We start from the raw sequence: 16,986 nt of genomic DNA, 5'->3' as shown, positions 1-16,986 counted from the left end.
CACAGGGGGCACGGGGCCCCCGGTGCGGACGGATCGGGGCGCAGACACCCGACAGGCAAGGGCAGGACCGGTCACGGCCGGTGGCCCTGAAGCGGCTGCGGGATGCCGGGGGGCCGGGGGGCGCCGGCCCGGCGCAAGGCGGGACCGGTCACGGCAGGGGGTACCGCAGCCGCGAGTGCGGGGGTGCAGGAATCGGCGGGCACCCCCGCAGTCGCCGGACGGCGCCGCGGGCACCGGTACCGCGGCGCGGCCCAGGACTCACAGGGGGCACGGGGCCCCCGGTGCGGACGGATCGGGGCGCAGACACCCGACAGGCAAGGGCAGGACCGGTCACGGCCGGTGGCCCTGAAGCGGCGGCTGCGGGACGCGGGGCCGGCGGGCGCCAGCCCGGCGCGAGGCGGGACCGGTCACGGCAAGGGGGTGTCGCAGCGCGCGCCTGCGGGGTGCAGGGACCGGCGGGCACCCTGGCGCGAGGGGCGGCGCCGCGGGGCTCGGTGCCACGGCGCAACCCAGGGCACCGGGGCATACGGGGCCCGCGGTACGGACGGATCGGGGGCGCAGACACCCGACAGGCAAGGGCGGAACCGGTCGCGGCCGGTGGCCCTGAAGCGGCGGCAGCCGGTCCGGGGGCCGGCGGGCGCCAGCCCGGCGCGAGGCGGGACCGGTCACGGCAGGGGGTGTCGCAGCGGCGACTGCGGCGGCCCGACAGGAGCACCCGGCAACAGTCCGCCAGCCCGGCGGCGACCCAACAGCCCAACACCCCGGCACCACCCCGGCCGACCCGACACCAGCCCCGCAACCCCGCGACCCGCCGGGCCCACGCCCGGCTGCATCCCGCCACCACACCCCGGTAGCCATCCCGCCACGTACCCCGGCAGCCCCCAGCCGCCCCGCAGGCCCCACAACATCACGGCGGCGGCCCAGACAACCCCCCGGCCGGCAGCGCCCCGGCACCATCCCGCCGCCCCAGCCGCCCTCCGGGGCCGCGGGCGACAGCCCGGCAGCCCGGCAGCACTCGGGCTGCCCGCACACTTCGCAACATCCGCAACATCCCGACGGCGGCCCGGCAGGGGCCCGCCCCGGCCGCCCTCAGGCCGGAGGCAGCAGTCCCGGACCCCCGCAGCATCCCGACGGCGGCCCAGGCAGCCCCCAAGCCGCCCCTCGGCAGCCCGGCCCCCGCCCCGCGTAGCCCGGCAGCCCGGCAGGGGCCCGCCGCCCAGGCCGCCCTCAGGCCGGAGGCAGCAGTCCCGCACCCCCGCAGCATCCCGACGGCGGCCCGGCTGCCGCCCTCCGCGCCGCGGGCGACAGCCCGACAACCGCCCCGCCCCGTAGCCCGGCAGCCGCCCAGCCGCCCCGCAACACCCCAACCGCGGCCCAGGCAACCCCCAGCCGCCCCTCGGCAGCCCGGCCCCCGCCGCCCCAGCCGCCCTCCGGGCCGCGGGCGGCAGCCCGGCAGCACTCGGGCTGCCCGCACATTTCGCAGCATCCCGACGGCGGCCCGACAGCCCCCAGCCGCCCCACAGGCCCCGCAGGCCCCGCAGCATCCCAACCGCGGCCCAGGCAACCCCCCCAGCCGCCCCAGCCGCCCCCGGCCGGCAGCGCCCCGGCAGCCCGCCACCCCCGCCCCGGCCGCCCCTCCGGGCCGCGGGCGACAGCCCGGCCCCCGCCCCCGCCCCCGCCCGCCCCGCCCCGCCCCTCACACCCCCTCGGCCGGCGCCCCCAGCACCACCGGCAGCTCCCGCAACCCGTTGGAGATGAACGACTCCACCCGCGCCGGCTCACCCCCCGCACCCGCCAACGCCACCTGCGGGAACCGCTCGAACAACCCCCGCAGCGCCACCTCGCACTCCAGCCGCGCCAACGACGCCCCCAGGCAGTGATGCGTCCCGAACCCGAACGACAGATGCTGCCCGCGACTGACCCGCAACACATCGAAACGGTCCGCATCCACCCCGTGCACCGCCGGATCCCGCCCCGCCGACCCGAACGAGACGATGATCGGATCCCCCCGCCCGATCACCACCCCCTCCCCCATGTCGATGTCCTGCACCGCAAACCGCAACAACCCGTACGCCGCCGGCGCCTCCAGACGCAACACCTCCTCCACCACGTCCTGCCACGACGCCAACCCCCCACGCACCAGCGCCAACTGATCCGGATGACGCAACAGCAGATACACCGCCCCCGCGATCAGATTCACCGACGTCTCATAACCCGCCGTGAACAACAGGATCAGATTGTCCGCCAACTCCTTCTCACTGAACCCCTCCCCCTCACCCCGCAGACCCGCCTGACGCGCCTCGATCAACGCACTCGTCAGATCCGCCCCCGGCCGCGCCCGCCGCCACGCCACCACATCCGCCATCACCACCTGCAGATCCCGCGCATTGCACCGCGCGTCCTCCACCGACACCGTCGTGTCGAAAAACCCCTTGATGATCTTGTGGAGCGGCGCCCACGCATGCTCCGGAATCCCGAACAACTCAAACACGATCCGCGTCGGCAGCTCATGCGCCAACCCCGCCCGCAAATCCACCACCTCACCCGCCCCCACCCCCGCCAGAGCATCCAGCAGACCCGACGCGACCTCCTCCACCCGCCCCCGCATCCCCGCCACCCGCCGCGCCGTGAACGCCGCCGCCACCGGCCGCCGCAACCGCGCATGCTCCGCACCATACGCAGTGATCATGTTCTGCACCGACACCCAGATCGCCAGCGGCCACTCATCACCCACCTCACCCGCAACCCACGCCGGCCAATGACGGTACGCATCCTTGGACACCCGCGGATCCACCAGCAACCGCCGGACATCCGCATCCCGGTTCACCGCCCACGCCACCACACCCCCCGGCAGCACCACCCGCACCGCCGGCCCACGCTCCCGAATCCACGCCGCCTCGGCATGCAACCGAACACCGGAAAGATCCATCGCAAACGGACACTGACGATCCACCACACCACATCCCCACCCCTGGACGGCCGCAACAGGGCGTACCCGAACACCAACACCCCGCCCCAACAAACCGCCCGTCCGGTTCTCCAACAACCGGCGGCGGACCCGAGTCTTACACCCCCCCACCCCCCCTGCCAATGCCCACCCCCACACCCCGCCCCCCACCCGCCCCCACGTGACCACCCCGTGAAGACACCGTGAAGACCACCACCCCCCACACCACCCCGACACCCGCCCCACCCGCACACGCGACCGGAACACCACCTCCCACTTGCAACCACCCCCACCCGGCCGCCCCCACCACCCCCCACCCGACAACCCGCTGGTCGGACACACGCCCACCCACCCCCACCCCCCGCAACCACCCCCCACCCCACCCCCGCCCCCCACATCCACACCCCCCAGGCACCTTGCAAACAAAACCGGAGAGTCCGTATCTTGCGAAACGCGTCACCAGCCCCGAACCATCCGTCAAACGGCTCTGCGGGAGACCACCATGACCACACTCACCCTCCACCCCCACACCCCCACACCCCCGGCACCCCCCACACCCCCCGCACCCCTGACACCCCTGGCACTGCCCACCACAGCACCCTGGACCCGATGCAACCCCACCCCCCCACTCACCACCACCGTCCCCCGCGAATACGTCCACCGCACCTCACACGCAGAAGTCTTCCTCACCGCCTGCGAACCCACCGCCCCCCACACCTACACCCTCACCGGCCAATGGCCCCGCGCCCACACCTTCTTCACCAGCCCCGACGGCACCAGCCACGACCCCCTCCAAGCCGGCGAAACCATCAGACAAATCGGCCTCTACCTCTGCCACGCCCACTACAACATCCCCCTCACCCACAACATCCTCCTCCACACCCTCGACTTCACCACCAACCCCGACCACCTCCACATCGGCCACACCCCCACCAACCTCACCATGACCGCCACCATCACCAACCCCACCCACAAAGCACGCCAATTCACCGGCCAACTCCACGTCGACATCCACCGCGACAACCACCACACCGCCACCGGCACCGCCCACTTCACCTGCATCACCCCCACCACCTACCAACGCCTACGCCAACGCCACAACACCCCCACCACCAACCACACCACCCCCCCACACCCCCCCACCACCCTCCCCCCCACCACCACCGGCCGACACCACCCCCACGACGTCGTCCTCACCCCCACCAACCACCCCCACCACTTCACCCTCACCCCCAACCTCCACCACCCCATCCTCTTCGAACACACAAACGACCACCACCCCGGCATGGTCCTCATCGAAGCCGCCCGCCAAGCCACCCACACCCTCCACCACCCCCACACCCCCACCATCACCACCATCACCACCCACTTCCACCACTACGCCGAACTCCACACCCCCACCCACATCCACGCCCACCCCACCACCCCCCACCACACCCACATCACCGGCACCCAAAACAACAACACCATCTTCAACACCACCATCACCACCACCCCCCACACACCCACCCACCACAACCCCCACTAACACCACAACAACCCACAACCCACAACCCACAACAACAAGGCGACACCACGAAACACACCCACCCGACAACACACACCCACCCACCAACACACCAACAACACACACCCGAACACCCACCCCTCACGTACACACGCCGACACACACACCCACGGCCAACACACCGCAGGCCAACGCACAGCAAAAGTCGACCCGTTCCAGCCCGAGGCAAGCAGATAGACCACAGCCGCGGCCGGATACGACCAGCACACCCCATGCCCCGGGGAAACACACGGCCAGAAGCAAGCAGAGGTGGCCAGGCAAACGCGCGGCACGGAAGCACCGTCGATGCCGTGTGCCCTGCCCCCCACATCAGCGCAACGGTCACAGAGATCGCGATATTGAACTTCTGCTTTCGCCGGCCTGGCCGCCACTCAGCACGGCAGGCTCGCCGGAGCGGACGACCTGTCCCGCTCCCCGGACTCCGGCCTTCCTCGCCCTCCTCAGCGCAACCGGCGCAAATGGCGCCACCGGCGCACCACCTGACCGCTCGACGCCACTCCCGAACTCCGGCGAGACCGAGTCAGAACCGGGAGCCGAGCTTGTGAACTCCGCGGCGCACCCGATCGACATCAACGCTCGCTCTTGGCGCAGATCTTGGGGAGCCACCGCAGAGCGCTACCTCGATGGCCACTTGCGGCCGAACCGACCGAACCTGTCGGACCGATCGGCCCGGGCAGCCAGCCGGCAACCGCTTGTTCCGGGAGGGACCGGCGCACGGCCCGGACCCCGAAAAGATATGTGCGCCGGACCGGCAACCTTTTCGTCCTCCGCGACCACTAAGGAGCGCAACCTCGACTTGATCTACCGAATGGATGGGCATGAGGGCTACGAAGCACACCGCCCCGCGACCGTGGCGCAGACGCGGGCTCGCCATGGGAATTCCCCTGGCACTGGTAGCCGTCACCCTGCTGGCGTGCCTGGCCGTCCTGTTCCCCCCCGGGAGCGGAGACCGCGGCGGAGAACCCACTGCCGCATCCACCCCGGCGACGGCCCCCACCGCATCCACCCTGACGAGCGCGGCGCCCACCGCCGACGCCCCGACCGGTGCCACGCCCTCGACGGCGCCGCCGCAGCCGACGAGCCCCCCGCCCGCACGCTCCTCGTCGTCCTCACCCTCCGAGGCTGCCTCCCCCTCCCCAACCCCCTCGGCCGGTAGCGGCTCGCGCACGGCCTCCACCCCGGCTTCCCGGGCAGGACGGATCAAGCCCTCGGTGACCTACCAGGGTGTCGCGACCTCGTACGCCGCGGGTGACGGCGGCGGTGCCTGCCTCTACGGACCCTCCGCCGATCTGATGATCGCGGCGATGAACCACACTGACTACGAGTCGGCCAAGGCGTGCGGGGCGTACGTCCTCGTCCGCGCCTCCAACGGGGCGAGCATCACGGTGCGGATCGTCAACGAGTGCCCGCTGCCCTGCGCACCCGGTCAACTGGACCTCAGCAACGAGGCCTTCGCCAAGCTCGCCAACCCTTCGGTGGGTCGCCTCGCGATCACGTGGAAGTTGGTCAGCCCCGCCGCATCGGAGCCGATCTCGGTCCGGTACAAGACGGGGTCGAGCAGGTCGTGGTGCGGGATCCAGGTGATCGGCCACCGGAATCCGGTCGCGGCTCTCCAGGTCCGCACCGCGAACGGCTGGCGGGACCTCTCCCGCACCGACTACAACTACTTCCTCTCCCCCGACGGCAGCGGGTGCGGTGGGGCGATCAAGGTCACCGACATCTACGGGGAACAACTCGCGATCGACGGCGTGGCGTTGAGGCCGGATGTCGTACAGCCGGCTCGCGTCCAGTTCGCGCGGCGTTGAGCGCGCCGCTCGCCCACCGGCCGTCAGCGGCCCGCCGAAGGGCCGGCCACCATCCCGGCCCGGTGGAGGACACCGCCACGCTCCCGTCGGCTGTCAGCGCTCACATTGCACGGAGAGGGCGACCGGGGGACATGCTCCTCGATGACACGGCTGCGGAGTTCCACGACTTCTTCGAACGCCACTACTCCGAACTCGCCCGTTTCGCGCACCTCATGACCGGTGAGACGGACGCGGCCGACGACCTTGCCGCGGACGCCCTGCTCGCCCTGTGGCAACGCTGGGACCGGCTGCGCGCGGCCGACCACCCGCTCGCCTACGCGCGCGGGGTGGTGGCCAACATGGCCCGAGAACGAATCCGCAGTGCGGTGCGGGAGCGGCGCCGGATCGCGCTCTTCTGGTCCCGCAATCCGGAGAAGGTGGACGGCCCCGACGTGGCGGCCGTACTGGACGTCCGCGCGGCGCTCGCCCGGCTGCCGTTCCGCAAGCGGGCGTGCGTGGTGCTGCGCCACGCCTTCGATCTCTCGGAGAAGGACACCGCGCTGGCTCTGGGCATATCGGTCGGTACGGTGAAGAGCCAGACCTCGAAGGGCATGGCCGAGCTGGAACGGATGCTCGACGCACGGACGGTCGGACATCTGGCAGCAGGGAGGGGGAATCGGTGAACGAGGACATCAGCCGACGGCTACGCGAGGCGTCCGAGGCCCACCAACCCGACCGGGCGAGGATGCTCGCCCGTGTCGAACGCGGTACGTCCGGGGCTACGGTCCGGCACCGCACGCCGTCGATCGGCAGAGCCTGGCCGAAGGCCGCGCTCGCCTGCCTCGCCACGGCCGCCGTTCTGGCGACCGGTGGTCTCGCCGTCGCCGGCATCGTGCGGACTCCGCCCCCGTCCGACACCCCCACCGTCCCGGCCGTGCCGTCCCCCACGGGCCCGTCCCCGTCGACGTCCACGTCCCCACCGGTCACTCCACCCGCAAGGACCTCCGCTCCCCCCGGCTCCACCGGCCCGGCCCCCACCGGCACCGCCCCGTCCGGCTCGCGCCCGACTGCGTCGGAGAGCAGCCGGGTCGGGAGCGGGCCGCTGTGGTCGGAGGGCTCGGTCGACCCGCACAGCAACACGTACTGGTCACAGAGCAACGTCGCCCTCAGGAACAGCCGACCGCTCAGCGCGCTCACCCTGGAGGTCCGCATCGCACAGACGGGCGGCGTCCAGAACACCGGAAGCTGGCGAACCCTGCCGAGCGCCGATTTCACCGTCACTGTTCAGGAGGACGGCGGTGTGCTGGTCTACCGATGGGTCCTCAAGCCGGGCCGCACCGTGCCCGCCGGGCAGCACGCCTTCGCCGTGCAGTACAACCACGCCGCCGGCGCGCGCAGTGCCGCGCGCGACAGCTATCACGTCGACGCACAGGCTTCGGGCAGTTCTGTCACGGACCGGGGAGGGTTCACCCAGACACGATAGGGAGGGGGCAGCTGCTGTCTTCTCTGATTCCGGCACGTGTACTGGACTGTACGGACCAGGGTGCGTACTCGTCCGTACGGACCGGGGTCTGGACCGTACGGACCCGGGTGCGCGAGGTCTGCGGGGAGCCGGAGTGCCCGGTGTCCCGGCGGTCGCCATTGCCCGGTGTCCCGGCGGTCGCCGCTCCCGCCCGGGCGGCGAGGCGCCGCTGGGCGCGGTCCGGGCCGCGTCAGCCCGGCGTGCTCGGCGCCGGGCGAAATGTTCCGGTGAGGGTGTGCCGCTGCCCCTCCGCCGTGGTGGCGGTCGCTGCGTAGGTATCGGCGGTCGCGGCTCGCCGGCCCGGGGCGTGGTTGTACTGGACGGCGAAGACGTGCTGTCCCGGGGGGACGGTTCGGCCTGGCGTGAGGGTCCACCGGTAGACGAGGGTGCCGTCCTCGTCCGTGGTGGTCAGCGTGAAGTCGCCCTCGGGCAGGGTCCGCCAGGCGCCGGTGGAGGCCACACCGCCCGTCTGGACGATGCGGACCTCGAGCGTGAGCGCGTCCAGTGGCGCGCCGGTCTGAAACGTGATGTTGCTCTGGGACCAGTAGGCGTTGCTGTGCGGGTCCACGGCGCCGTCGGACCGGAGCGGTCCGTCCTGCGTGCGGGGTGGTGCGGCCGGGACGGCGGGGACGGACGGGGTGAGGGCGCCGTCTGTCGTGGGCAGGGGTGCCGGCGCTGCCGGGGACGTGGCGGCGTCCTGCCGCGGGCCGCTCGGGTGGACGGTGGTGGCGATCGTGTATCCGGCCGTGAGGAGTGCTGCCGTCGAGGCCAGTGTGGCGAGGGTGACGCGGGGCCAGGACAGCGGCCGGGCCGCACGGCGGTCGGGACGGGAGTGGCGGGACACGCCGTGCCGGACACGTGCCAGCATGCCGTCCCGGTCGGGTTCGTGCACCGCAGCCTCCTCCCGGAGCCGACGCTTCAGGTCCTCCATCAGTTCCTCGTTCCGGTCAGTTCGTCGGCGGCCTGCGCCCCGAGGAGGCGCTGCAGTTCGGCCACGGCCTTGGAGGTCCGGCTCCGCACCGTACCGCGGGATGTCCCGAGGACGAGGGCCGTGTCCTTCTCCGAGAGGTCCAGTGCGTGGCGGAGCACGACGCACGCGCGTCTGCGGAACGGCAGTCGGGCCAGCGCGCGGGGCACGTCCATGACGGCGCCCCCGCCACGGGACTGCGCGTGGCGCGGGCGCAACGCCCGGAGGAGGCGGATGCGCCGCCGTTCGCGGGTGAGTTCGCGGACGCGGGCGCGGGCCATGTCGGTGACCACGCCGCGGGCGTAGGCCACCGGGTGGTCGGCGTGCAGGACGCGGTCCCAGCGGTGCCAGAGCGCGACGAAGGCGTCGGCGGCCAGGTCGTCGGCCGTCTCCGCCTCACCGGTGAGCAGGCGCGCCAAGCGCGCCAGTTCGGCGTGGTGGCGCTCGAAGAAGTCGTGGAATTCCGCGGACTTGTCGTCGAGGGCCATGCCGGAGTCTCCGTGGGGTGTGCATGTGCTGCTGCCCGGTCAGCGCGGGGCTTCGTGCCCGCGGGTGGGACGGGGGCGGTGAGCATACCAAGCATTCGGTCGACTCTCTCCTGCGCACGGGGGTGCTCCGCCGTCCGTGGCCTGGCCCCGGTGCCCGGGCGGGGCGGGCGCGCCCGGGCACCGGGGCGGTGGCTCACTTCAGGACGGCCGCGCCCGCACTCGGCCGCGCACGAAGGCGTTGCCGGTCGGGGCCAGAAGGCCGTGCGGTCTGCGTCACACCGTTCGGGCTGAGTGCGACCGCCGGGTGGAACCGGTCCGGGCGGCGGAGAACTTTCTCGCGCCGCCCGGCAACCTTCCGGCCTGCGGGTGGCAACCGGCTGCTGTACACCCACCAGCCATCCCCGAGGACAGTGAGCAATGCACACCACTCAGCACAGGGCTCGGCACCGCAGGCGCAGGCTCGGCCTGACGGTCGGCATTCCGTTGGCAACGGCCACCGCAGTCGGCATGTCCTACGGCGGGGCCTTCGGAGTGTTCGGCGAGGACGCGCGGCCGGAGGCCGCGGCGGCCTCCTCCGCCCCGGCATGGGCCCGCGAGAGCGCGGACGGCTTCGCCTCGGTCAACGCGCTCGGACAGAACGGCACGTATGGCGGACGGGACGGCGCGATCGTCACCGTGAAGACCCTCGCCGACCTGGAGAAGTACGCGACCGCCTCGAAGCCCTATGTGATCGTCGTGGCGGGGACGATCACCATGGCCCCCAAGGGCCGGGAGATCAAAGTCGCCTCGGACAAGACGATCGTGGGCGCGGGCACGTCGGGGCAGATCGTCGGCGGCGGGTTCTTCCTGGGCCAGGGCGTGCACAACGTGATCATCCGGAACCTGACGATCCGTGATTCCTACGCCGGCACGTGGAACGACAAGGACCACGACTGGGACGCCATCCAGATGGACGGCGCCCACCACGTGTGGATCGACCACAACAACCTGCGGAACATGGCCGACGGACTGATCGACAGCCGCAAGGACACCACATACCTGACGGTGTCCTGGAACCAGCTGAAGAACGACAACAAGGCCTTCGGCATCGGCTGGACCGACCACGTCACCGCCGACATCACGATCCACCACAACTGGTTCCACGAGACCGAACAACGCAATCCGTCGACCGACAACGTGGCGCACGCACACCTCTACAACAACTTCCTCCAGGACGACCCGGACTCGTCCATCACCTCCTCCTACGGCAACTACGCGCGCGGAGGGACGCGGATGGTGCTGGAGAACAGCTACTTCGAGGGGGTCGACAACCCGGTCATCAAGGACGGTACGGCCGCCCTCGTACAGCGCGGCAACGCCTTCGTGAACACCACCGGCCGCAACGAGAGCGGTGGCACGGCCTTCGACCCCACGACGTACTACCGGTACACCCTCGATGCCGCCGCCGACGTCCCCTCCAAGGTGAAGTCCGGCGCCGGCCCCCGCTCCGCCATCGGCAGGACGGCCTCCGCGGCTCCGGCCACGACCACGACCACCCTCACCGTGGCCAAAGACGGCTCCGGCCAGTACAAGACCGTCCAGGCCGCCGTCGACGCCGTACCGGTGAACAACGCCTCACGGGTCGTCATCGCCGTCAAGCCCGGCACCTACCGGGAGACCGTCAAGATCCCGTCGAACAAGCCGTACGTCACCCTCCAGGGCACCGGCGGCAGCCGCAAGGACACCGTCATCGTCCACGGCAACGCCTCCGGCACCCCCCGGCCGGATGGAACGGGCACCTACGGCACGTCCGGCAGCGCGACCGTCGCGGTCGAAGCCGACGACTTCGAAGCGCGCAACCTCACTGTCTCCAACGACTTCGACGAGAAGGCCAACCGCAACGTCAGCGCGCAGGCGGTCGCGCTGCGCACCGCCGCGGACAGGGTCCTCCTCGACAGCCTGATCATCACCGGTGACCAGGACACCCTTCTGCTGGACTCCGCCCGCGCGAAGCCCGGCCGGGTCTACGTCACGAACTCCTACGTCGTCGGCACCGTCGACTTCATCTTCGGCAGTGCCACCGCCGTGATCGACCGCTCCGTGATCACCCTCAAGAAGCGCTGGGACGGAAGCTCGGGAGGCTGCGTCACCGCGCCCAGCACCCCCGCCGGCCGCAAGGGCTTCCTGATCACCCGCAGCACGTTCAACGGCGATGTGACCGCCGGGAGCTTCGCCCTCGGCCGGCCGTGGCACGCGGGCGGCGACGCGTCCCTCGACCCGCAGACCACCGTGCGCGACTCCACGCTCGGCAGCGGCATCGGCGCCGCCCCCTGGTCCGACATGGGCGGCTTCTCCTGGAAGGACGACCGGTTCGCGGAGTACAAGAACACCGGTCCGGGCGCAGGCACGCCGAGCAGCAACCGCCCGCAGCTGTCCGACACCCAGGCCGCCGGTCAGGAGGTCGACGACTGGCTGGGCGACTGGACCCCCACCGGCTCCTAGCCGGCCGAGGTCAGACGAGTCCGATGCGCCGTGCGGTGTCCTCGGACTGCTGCAGGTGCCGGTGTGCGTCTTCTCCGAGGGCTCGCATCACGCCGGCGATGACGGTTTCGACCACGGCCAGTGTCGGGACCAGGCTGTCGTAGGGCGAGAGCGTTCCCACGTGGCTGGGCAGGACGACGTCGGCTTGGGCCGTTGCCGGTGAGAGCCAGGCGTCGGTGAAGACGATGACCTTGCCGCCTGCTTCACGGGTCATCTGTGCGATGGCGGCCTTGTCCTCCTCGTATCGCCGGTAGTCGAAGAGGATGACGGCGTCGCGCCGGGAGAGGTGGGCGAGATGCGCTGTGCGTTCCACGGCCCGGTCGGGCAGGACGCGGACATCGTCCCGGAGCTGCATCAGGTGCATGGCGAGGTACTGGGCGAACAGGTGGGTGAAGCGCCCGCCGGCCAGGGTGATCCGGCGTTTGCGGTCGCTGAGGATGCGTATGGCCTCGTCGAGGTCGTGCGGGGGGATCTCGGCCAGGGTTTGTCCCACGGCGGCGGTGAACACGGAGCCGGCGCGCACCAGCAGGTTGTCGTCCCCGGCGGCTCCCTCGGGGCCGGGCCGGCGCCCGTAGTCGGTGGACTCGTACAGCGACAGGGGGGAGGCGTTGCGTTCGTCGAGTTCCGTTCGCAGGGCGGCCTGGAAGTCGGGGAAGCCCCGGTATCCGAGGCGGGCGGCGAAGCGCAGAACGGTCGGGGCGGAGACGGCGGCCTTCTCGGCGATGGCGGCTACGGTCTCGAATCCGGAGGCGGGGTAGCCGGCCAGGAGTACGCGGGCGACTCTGCGTTCGGCCGGGCTGAGTTCACCCAGTTTGTTGCGGATGTCGTCGGCGAGTGAGCCGGCTGCCATGGGTGTCCCTTTCACGTGGTTGCGGGCCGCATCCGCCGAGCCTATCCCCTGCCTCGGCGGATGCGGCGTCTCACCCGGCGGCCGTGCTCGCCGGGGTCCGGGAGCCGGTCGGCTCCGGGTGGGCTACCGGGTGGGGCTAATGGGGGGAGATGGCGATGCCCAGCGAGATGATGCTCTGGGCGCGGCCCGCTTCGCCGGTCCAGCTGGTGAAGCCGGGCGACTTGGTGAGCGTCACGGTGAAGCGGGGGCCGCTCTCGAAGGTGGTGGCGGTGGCCGTGTGCTGGGCCCGGGTCTGGACCAGCTCGCGGGCGGTGGAGCGCAGGGAGTACGGGGAGCCGTGCGCGTTGGCCGCGGAGTGGAAGGCGTCGTTGTTGGGGGCCACCGGCTGGTTGCCGCGCGGGACGAGGGGCCGCTTGGCCGGGGCCGGGACGGCCAACCGGTGGTGGGCGTCGTAGCGGTCGCCGTCGGTGAGATAGGTGTAGCGGGCCCCCGTGAGGGACCAGCCGCCGGCCTGTCGGGTACGTGCGTGGCGCAGGTCGAGTACGGCCACGCCCTGCGGGCCGAGCACGGAGAGTGCTTCCCTGGTGGTGCCCGGGTTGTCGACGACGAGGGCGGTGTTCTCCTCGAGGGCGTAGACGCGGTCGTGTCCGGTGTCGGCGGCCAGGCGCAGTGCCCGGCCTTCGCGGCCGCTGGTGCCGGTGTGGGTGTCGATGAGTCCGGAGCGCAGGAAGCCGAAGCCGCCCTCGGGGAGGTAGCCGAGACGGGAGGGGTCCTCGAAGTAGCCGGGGCTGCTGCCGTCGCGCAGGGCCTGGTAGGAGTCGCCGCCGGTGACCATGTCGGCCCCGGAGGCTATCTGGGCGCCGGCCGATGAGCCTGCGATGACGGCGCCGGCGGCGAGTTTGGCCCGGATGGCGGCGAGGACTCGGGAGTCGGTGTGTCCCGCGCCGTGCAGGAGGGTGGTGACGTACCGGTACTGGTCGCCGCCGCCGAAGAAGAAGCCGGTCATGGAGTTGACCTGGTCGACGACTGCGGTTGCGTCGGCGTTGGCGATGTGGTCGAGATCGATGGGAATCCACTGGGCGTCGGCGGCGCCGTGCTTCCTGAAGAGGTTCGCGTAGTGGGCGCCGTTGCAGGCGGAGTTGTTGCAGTTCGCGGGGTCGTTCGCGTCGGGGTCCTGGCTGGCGGGGACGGAGGCGGCGGTGATGACGCCGATGCGGGCCTTTGGCCCGCCGGCGCGGTTGATGATCTCGCCGTAGACCTGGGTGTTGTCGTCCTTGAGGCCGCCGCCGATCAGGACGAGGGAGCCGCGTGGGGCCTTGGGGGGTGCGGCGGCCGTGGCGGGGGCCGCGGTCAGCGTGAGGACGAGGGCAGTGCCTCCGGTGAGCACGGCGCGTCGGCCGAGGGCGGTGGGAGTACGCATGGGTGGTGTGCCTCCTTGGAGGATGGGGTCGGCCCGGCGCGGGCGAGCGGGGTGTCGGGGCTCGTTCCGATGGCCTGGTGCCGGAGGGGGGCAGGCGCGTCGGTGCCGGGCGCTCAGTGGGTGCGGGCGTCGCCGAGGGAGGTGATGAGGGAGGCGAGGAGGGCGACGCGCTGGGCGACGGTGGTGGTGTCGAGCCATTCGAGGGGGCTGTGGTCGCTGCCGCCCACGGGGCCGAGCCCGTCGAGTACGGGGACTCCCGCGCCGGCGATGAGGTTGGCGTCGCCGACTCCCCCCGTGGCCACGGCGTCGATGTCGAGGCCGATGGCCCGGGCGGCGGCCTGCGCGTGGTGCAGGATGTCGCGTGAGGCGGGGGTGTCCTCCATGGGTGCGCAGAGGTCGAGCTGTTCCACGTGTACGTGCGTGCCCGGGACGGCGGGGTGCCGGGCCGCTTCCGTGATGGCCTCCTTGACCTGTCGGATGTGCGTCAGTGTCGCCGCGCGGACTTCGACGTGGAGTTCGGCTTCGGGGCAGACGATGTTGGGGCGGGTGCCCGCGCGGATGACGCCGACGTTGATGGTGACGTCGTCCCAGTGGCCGTTGAGGTTCTGCAGGGCGATCACCAGATGGGCAGCGGAGAGGGCGGCGTTGGCGCCGCGCTCGGGCTCGATGCCCGCGTGGGCGGCGCGGCCCGTGACGGTGAGGCGGAAGTCCGCGACCCCTTTGCGGGCGATGACCAGGTCGCCGTTCTCCCGGGCGCATTCCAGAGCCAGGGCGTAGTGCATGCCGCGGGCCGCGGCTTCCGTGATCGGGCGGCTGGCCGGTGCTCCGATCTCTTCGTCCGGGGTGGCCAGGAAGACGATCTCCGCGTACTCCTCGGATCCGGTCTCGTGGAGGATCTGCAGCGCGGTGACTCCGGCGAGGAGACCGCCCTTGTCGTCGCTCACCCCGGGACCGCGGGCCACCGAGCCGGACAGGGTGAAGGGGCGTTCGGCGGCGGTGCCGTCGTCGAAGACGGTGTCCATGTGGGCGGCGAGGAGGATGCGGCGGCCGCCGGCCGCGGTGGACAGCCGTCCGGGTCTGCGGGCGACGAGGGTGTCTCCGGTGGGTGGACGCCCGTCGGCGCCGGTGGTGAACCGTTCGACGGCGAAACCGAGCGGTTCGAGCCGCTCTTGGACCCAGTCGGCGACGCGGTTCACGCCGAGGGGGCTGTGGGAGCCGGAGTCGATGGAGACCAGGTGGGCCAGGTCCCGCAGGTAGGCGGGCAGATGGCGTTGGGCGTGGGGCAGGAGCGTCGCTGCGGGCGAGGTCCGCTGCCCGGCGGGGGCGGCGTTCACAGGACCTTGGAGAGGAAGGCGCGGGTGCGTTCCTGCTCCGGGGCGACGAGGACCCGGCGGGGGTCGCCGGCTTCGACGACGATTCCGTCGTCCATGAAAACGGCCGTGTCACCGACCTCGCGGGCGAAGCCGATCTCGTGGGTGACGACGATCATCGTCATTCCCTCGTCGGCCAACTGGCGCATCACGTCGAGGACATCGCCCACGAGTTCGGGGTCGAGCGCGGAGGTGGGTTCGTCGAACAGCATGAGCTTGGGCTTCATCGCCAGGGCGCGGGCGATGGCGACGCGCTGCTGCTGTCCTCCGGAGAGCTGCGCCGGGTAGTGGTCGGCCCGGTCGGCCAGCCCGACCCTCGCGAGGAGGAGCCGCGCGTCGTCGCGCGCCTCCGCCCGGGAGGCGCCGGCGACCTTGAGCGGAGCCTCCATGACGTTGTCGAGGGCGGTCATGTGGGGAAAGAGGTTGAAGCGCTGGAAGACCATGCCGATGTCGCGTCGGCGGTCGGCCACCTCCCGTTCACGGAGCTCCAGGAGGCGGGTGCCCTGCCGGCGGTAGCCGACCAGGTCGCCCTCGACGGCGAGCACACCTGCGTCGATCTTCTCCAGGTGGTTGATGCAGCGGAGGAAGGTGGACTTCCCCGAGCCGGAGGGGCCGAGCAGGCAGCACACCTGGCCCCGTTCGACGGTGAGGTCGATGCCTTTGAGGACCTCCAGGCGGCCGTAGTGCTTGCGTACGCCTCGGGCGTGGAGCAGGGGGGTGTTCACCGGGCGGCCTCCTTGCCGGTCGTGCGGGTCAGGTCCGCTGCGCCGGCGAGCAGCCGGCGCAGCGGGGTGACGTGTCCGGCTCGGCCGGTTCCGCGTCCGTAGCGGCGCTCCAGCCACGCCTGGGGGATGCCGAGGAGGGTGACCAGGGCCAGGTACCAGAGGCTGGCGACGACGAGCATGGGGATGACCTGGTAGTTCTGGGCGTAGACGTCTTGGATGTTGGACATCAGGTCGTGGGCGGAGATGACGGAGACGAGGGCGGTCATCTTGAGCATGTTGATGGTCTCGTTGCCCATGGGCGGGATGATGACGCGCATGGCCTGCGGCAGCACGATCCTGCGCATGGTCAGGGCGGGGCGCATCCCGAGCGAGTGGGCCGCTTCGGTCTGGCCGGGGTCGACGGACTGGATGCCGGCGCGGACGATTTCCGAGGCGTAGGCGGCCTCGTTGAGTCCGAGGGCCAGCAGGGCGGCGACGGCGGGGGTGAGCAGCGAGTTGGTCTCGATGCTGACGAAGGTGATGCCGGTGAAGGGGATGCCGATCATGACGTGCGTGTAGAGCGCGCCGGCGTAGCCCCAGAAGATGATCTGGACCAGGAGCGGCGTGCCGCGGAAGAGCCACACGAAGCAGGTCGCCAGCGTGTAGAGGACGGGGCTGGAGGAGAGCCGCATGACCGCGATGAGCGTGCCGAGGCCGAGGCCGAGGGTCATGGCGGCGGCGGTCAGCCACAGCGTGGTGGCGAGGCCGTCGAAGATGAGGTCGGCGAAGAGGTAGCGGCCGACGATGTCCCAGTGCAGGTTGTCGTTCTTGGCGTGGGAGCCGGCCG

Annotated in this window: 13 protein-coding genes; 5 read left to right on the top strand and 8 right to left on the bottom strand. The window is 71.6% G+C overall.

The window, feature by feature from the left end; all coding sequences use genetic code 11:
• Window positions 1-1,696 precede the first annotated feature (1,696 nt).
• Window positions 1,697-2,956 (bottom strand): cytochrome P450, encoded by a 1,260-nt coding sequence (locus ACFWU6_RS27800; protein ID WP_383983663.1) that lies wholly within the window; start codon window positions 2,954-2,956, stop codon window positions 1,697-1,699.
• 493 nt (window positions 2,957-3,449) lie between these two features.
• Between ACFWU6_RS27800 and ACFWU6_RS27795 the strand changes: the two genes are divergently transcribed.
• The 4 genes from ACFWU6_RS27795 to ACFWU6_RS27780 all read left to right on the top strand — a co-directional run bounded on the left by ACFWU6_RS27795 (window position 3,450) and on the right by ACFWU6_RS27780 (window position 7,781).
• A complete protein-coding gene (locus ACFWU6_RS27795) occupies window positions 3,450-4,475 on the top strand; it encodes a ScbA/BarX family gamma-butyrolactone biosynthesis protein (protein WP_383983661.1) in 1,026 nt (341 codons plus the stop codon).
• A 1,250-nt stretch (window positions 4,476-5,725) separates the two neighbouring features.
• Entirely contained in the window at window positions 5,726-6,319 is a 594-nt protein-coding gene (locus tag ACFWU6_RS27790) for an expansin EXLX1 family cellulose-binding protein (RefSeq protein ID WP_383983659.1), read from the top strand.
• Between the two features lie 131 nt (window positions 6,320-6,450).
• The gene (locus ACFWU6_RS27785) at window positions 6,451-6,981 is read left to right on the top strand and encodes a SigE family RNA polymerase sigma factor (RefSeq protein ID WP_383983657.1); all 531 of its coding nucleotides are present in this window, start codon (window positions 6,451-6,453) and stop codon (window positions 6,979-6,981) included.
• Window positions 6,978-7,781 (top strand): hypothetical protein, encoded by an 804-nt coding sequence (locus tag ACFWU6_RS27780; RefSeq protein ID WP_383983655.1) that lies wholly within the window; start codon window positions 6,978-6,980, stop codon window positions 7,779-7,781. Before ACFWU6_RS27785 ends, ACFWU6_RS27780 begins: the two co-directional genes overlap by 4 nt.
• Before the next feature lie 229 nt (window positions 7,782-8,010).
• Here the strand turns inward: ACFWU6_RS27780 and ACFWU6_RS27775 are convergent, their stop codons facing one another.
• Window positions 8,011-8,712: a hypothetical protein gene (locus ACFWU6_RS27775; protein ID WP_383983653.1), complete on the bottom strand. Its 702-nt coding sequence runs from the start codon at window positions 8,710-8,712 to the stop codon at window positions 8,011-8,013.
• A gap of 38 nt (window positions 8,713-8,750) precedes the next feature.
• A complete protein-coding gene (locus ACFWU6_RS27770; RefSeq protein WP_383983651.1) occupies window positions 8,751-9,275 on the bottom strand; it encodes a SigE family RNA polymerase sigma factor in 525 nt (174 codons plus the stop codon).
• 417 nt (window positions 9,276-9,692) lie between these two features.
• Between ACFWU6_RS27770 and ACFWU6_RS27765 the strand changes: the two genes are divergently transcribed.
• Complete coding sequence (locus ACFWU6_RS27765) at window positions 9,693-11,756, top strand: pectinesterase family protein (RefSeq protein ID WP_383983649.1); 2,064 nt, start codon at window positions 9,693-9,695, stop codon at window positions 11,754-11,756.
• 10 nt (window positions 11,757-11,766) lie between these two features.
• Here ACFWU6_RS27765 and ACFWU6_RS27760 read toward each other — a convergent pair whose 3' ends face one another.
• From ACFWU6_RS27760 to ACFWU6_RS27740, 5 genes are all read right to left on the bottom strand, one after another.
• Window positions 11,767-12,645, bottom strand: coding sequence for a MurR/RpiR family transcriptional regulator (locus ACFWU6_RS27760; protein WP_383802747.1), 879 nt, complete (start codon window positions 12,643-12,645; stop codon window positions 11,767-11,769).
• Between the two features lie 136 nt (window positions 12,646-12,781).
• Window positions 12,782-14,065 (bottom strand): cyanophycinase, encoded by a 1,284-nt coding sequence (locus tag ACFWU6_RS27755; protein WP_383983647.1) that lies wholly within the window; start codon window positions 14,063-14,065, stop codon window positions 12,782-12,784.
• A 113-nt stretch (window positions 14,066-14,178) separates the two neighbouring features.
• Entirely contained in the window at window positions 14,179-15,399 is a 1,221-nt protein-coding gene (locus tag ACFWU6_RS27750; protein ID WP_383802751.1) for a M20 family metallopeptidase, read from the bottom strand.
• Window positions 15,396-16,148 carry an amino acid ABC transporter ATP-binding protein gene (locus ACFWU6_RS27745; RefSeq protein ID WP_383802861.1) on the bottom strand — a complete coding sequence of 251 codons (753 nt, stop codon included), beginning with the start codon at window positions 16,146-16,148 and terminating at the stop codon, window positions 15,396-15,398. Before ACFWU6_RS27745 ends, ACFWU6_RS27750 begins: the two co-directional genes overlap by 4 nt.
• Before the next feature lie 8 nt (window positions 16,149-16,156).
• A partial coding sequence (locus ACFWU6_RS27740) for an amino acid ABC transporter permease (protein WP_383983645.1) occupies window positions 16,157-16,986 on the bottom strand: 830 nt, incomplete at its 5' end.

Source organism: Streptomyces sp. NPDC058674 (genome assembly GCF_042716505.1).
Taxonomy (GTDB): Bacteria; Actinomycetota; Actinomycetes; order Streptomycetales; family Streptomycetaceae; genus Streptomyces.
Note: the sequence above shows the minus strand (reverse complement) of the source record. Positions and strands in the feature narration are given on the sequence as shown.

Bases quoted from the DNA above. Each gene is read 5' to 3' on its own strand.
- ACFWU6_RS27755 (WP_383983647.1), bottom strand. From the start codon at position 14,065: ATGCGTACTCCCACCGCCCTCGGCCGACGCGCCGTGCTCACCGGAGGC.
- ACFWU6_RS27770 (WP_383983651.1), bottom strand. From the start codon at position 9,275: ATGGCCCTCGACGACAAGTCCGCGGAATTCCACGACTTCTTCGAGCGC.
- ACFWU6_RS27785 (WP_383983657.1), top strand. From the start codon at position 6,451: ATGCTCCTCGATGACACGGCTGCGGAGTTCCACGACTTCTTCGAACGC.
- ACFWU6_RS27795 (WP_383983661.1), top strand. From the start codon at position 3,450: ATGACCACACTCACCCTCCACCCCCACACCCCCACACCCCCGGCACCC.
- ACFWU6_RS27765 (WP_383983649.1), top strand. From the start codon at position 9,693: ATGCACACCACTCAGCACAGGGCTCGGCACCGCAGGCGCAGGCTCGGC.
- ACFWU6_RS27760 (WP_383802747.1), bottom strand. From the start codon at position 12,645: ATGGCAGCCGGCTCACTCGCCGACGACATCCGCAACAAACTGGGTGAA.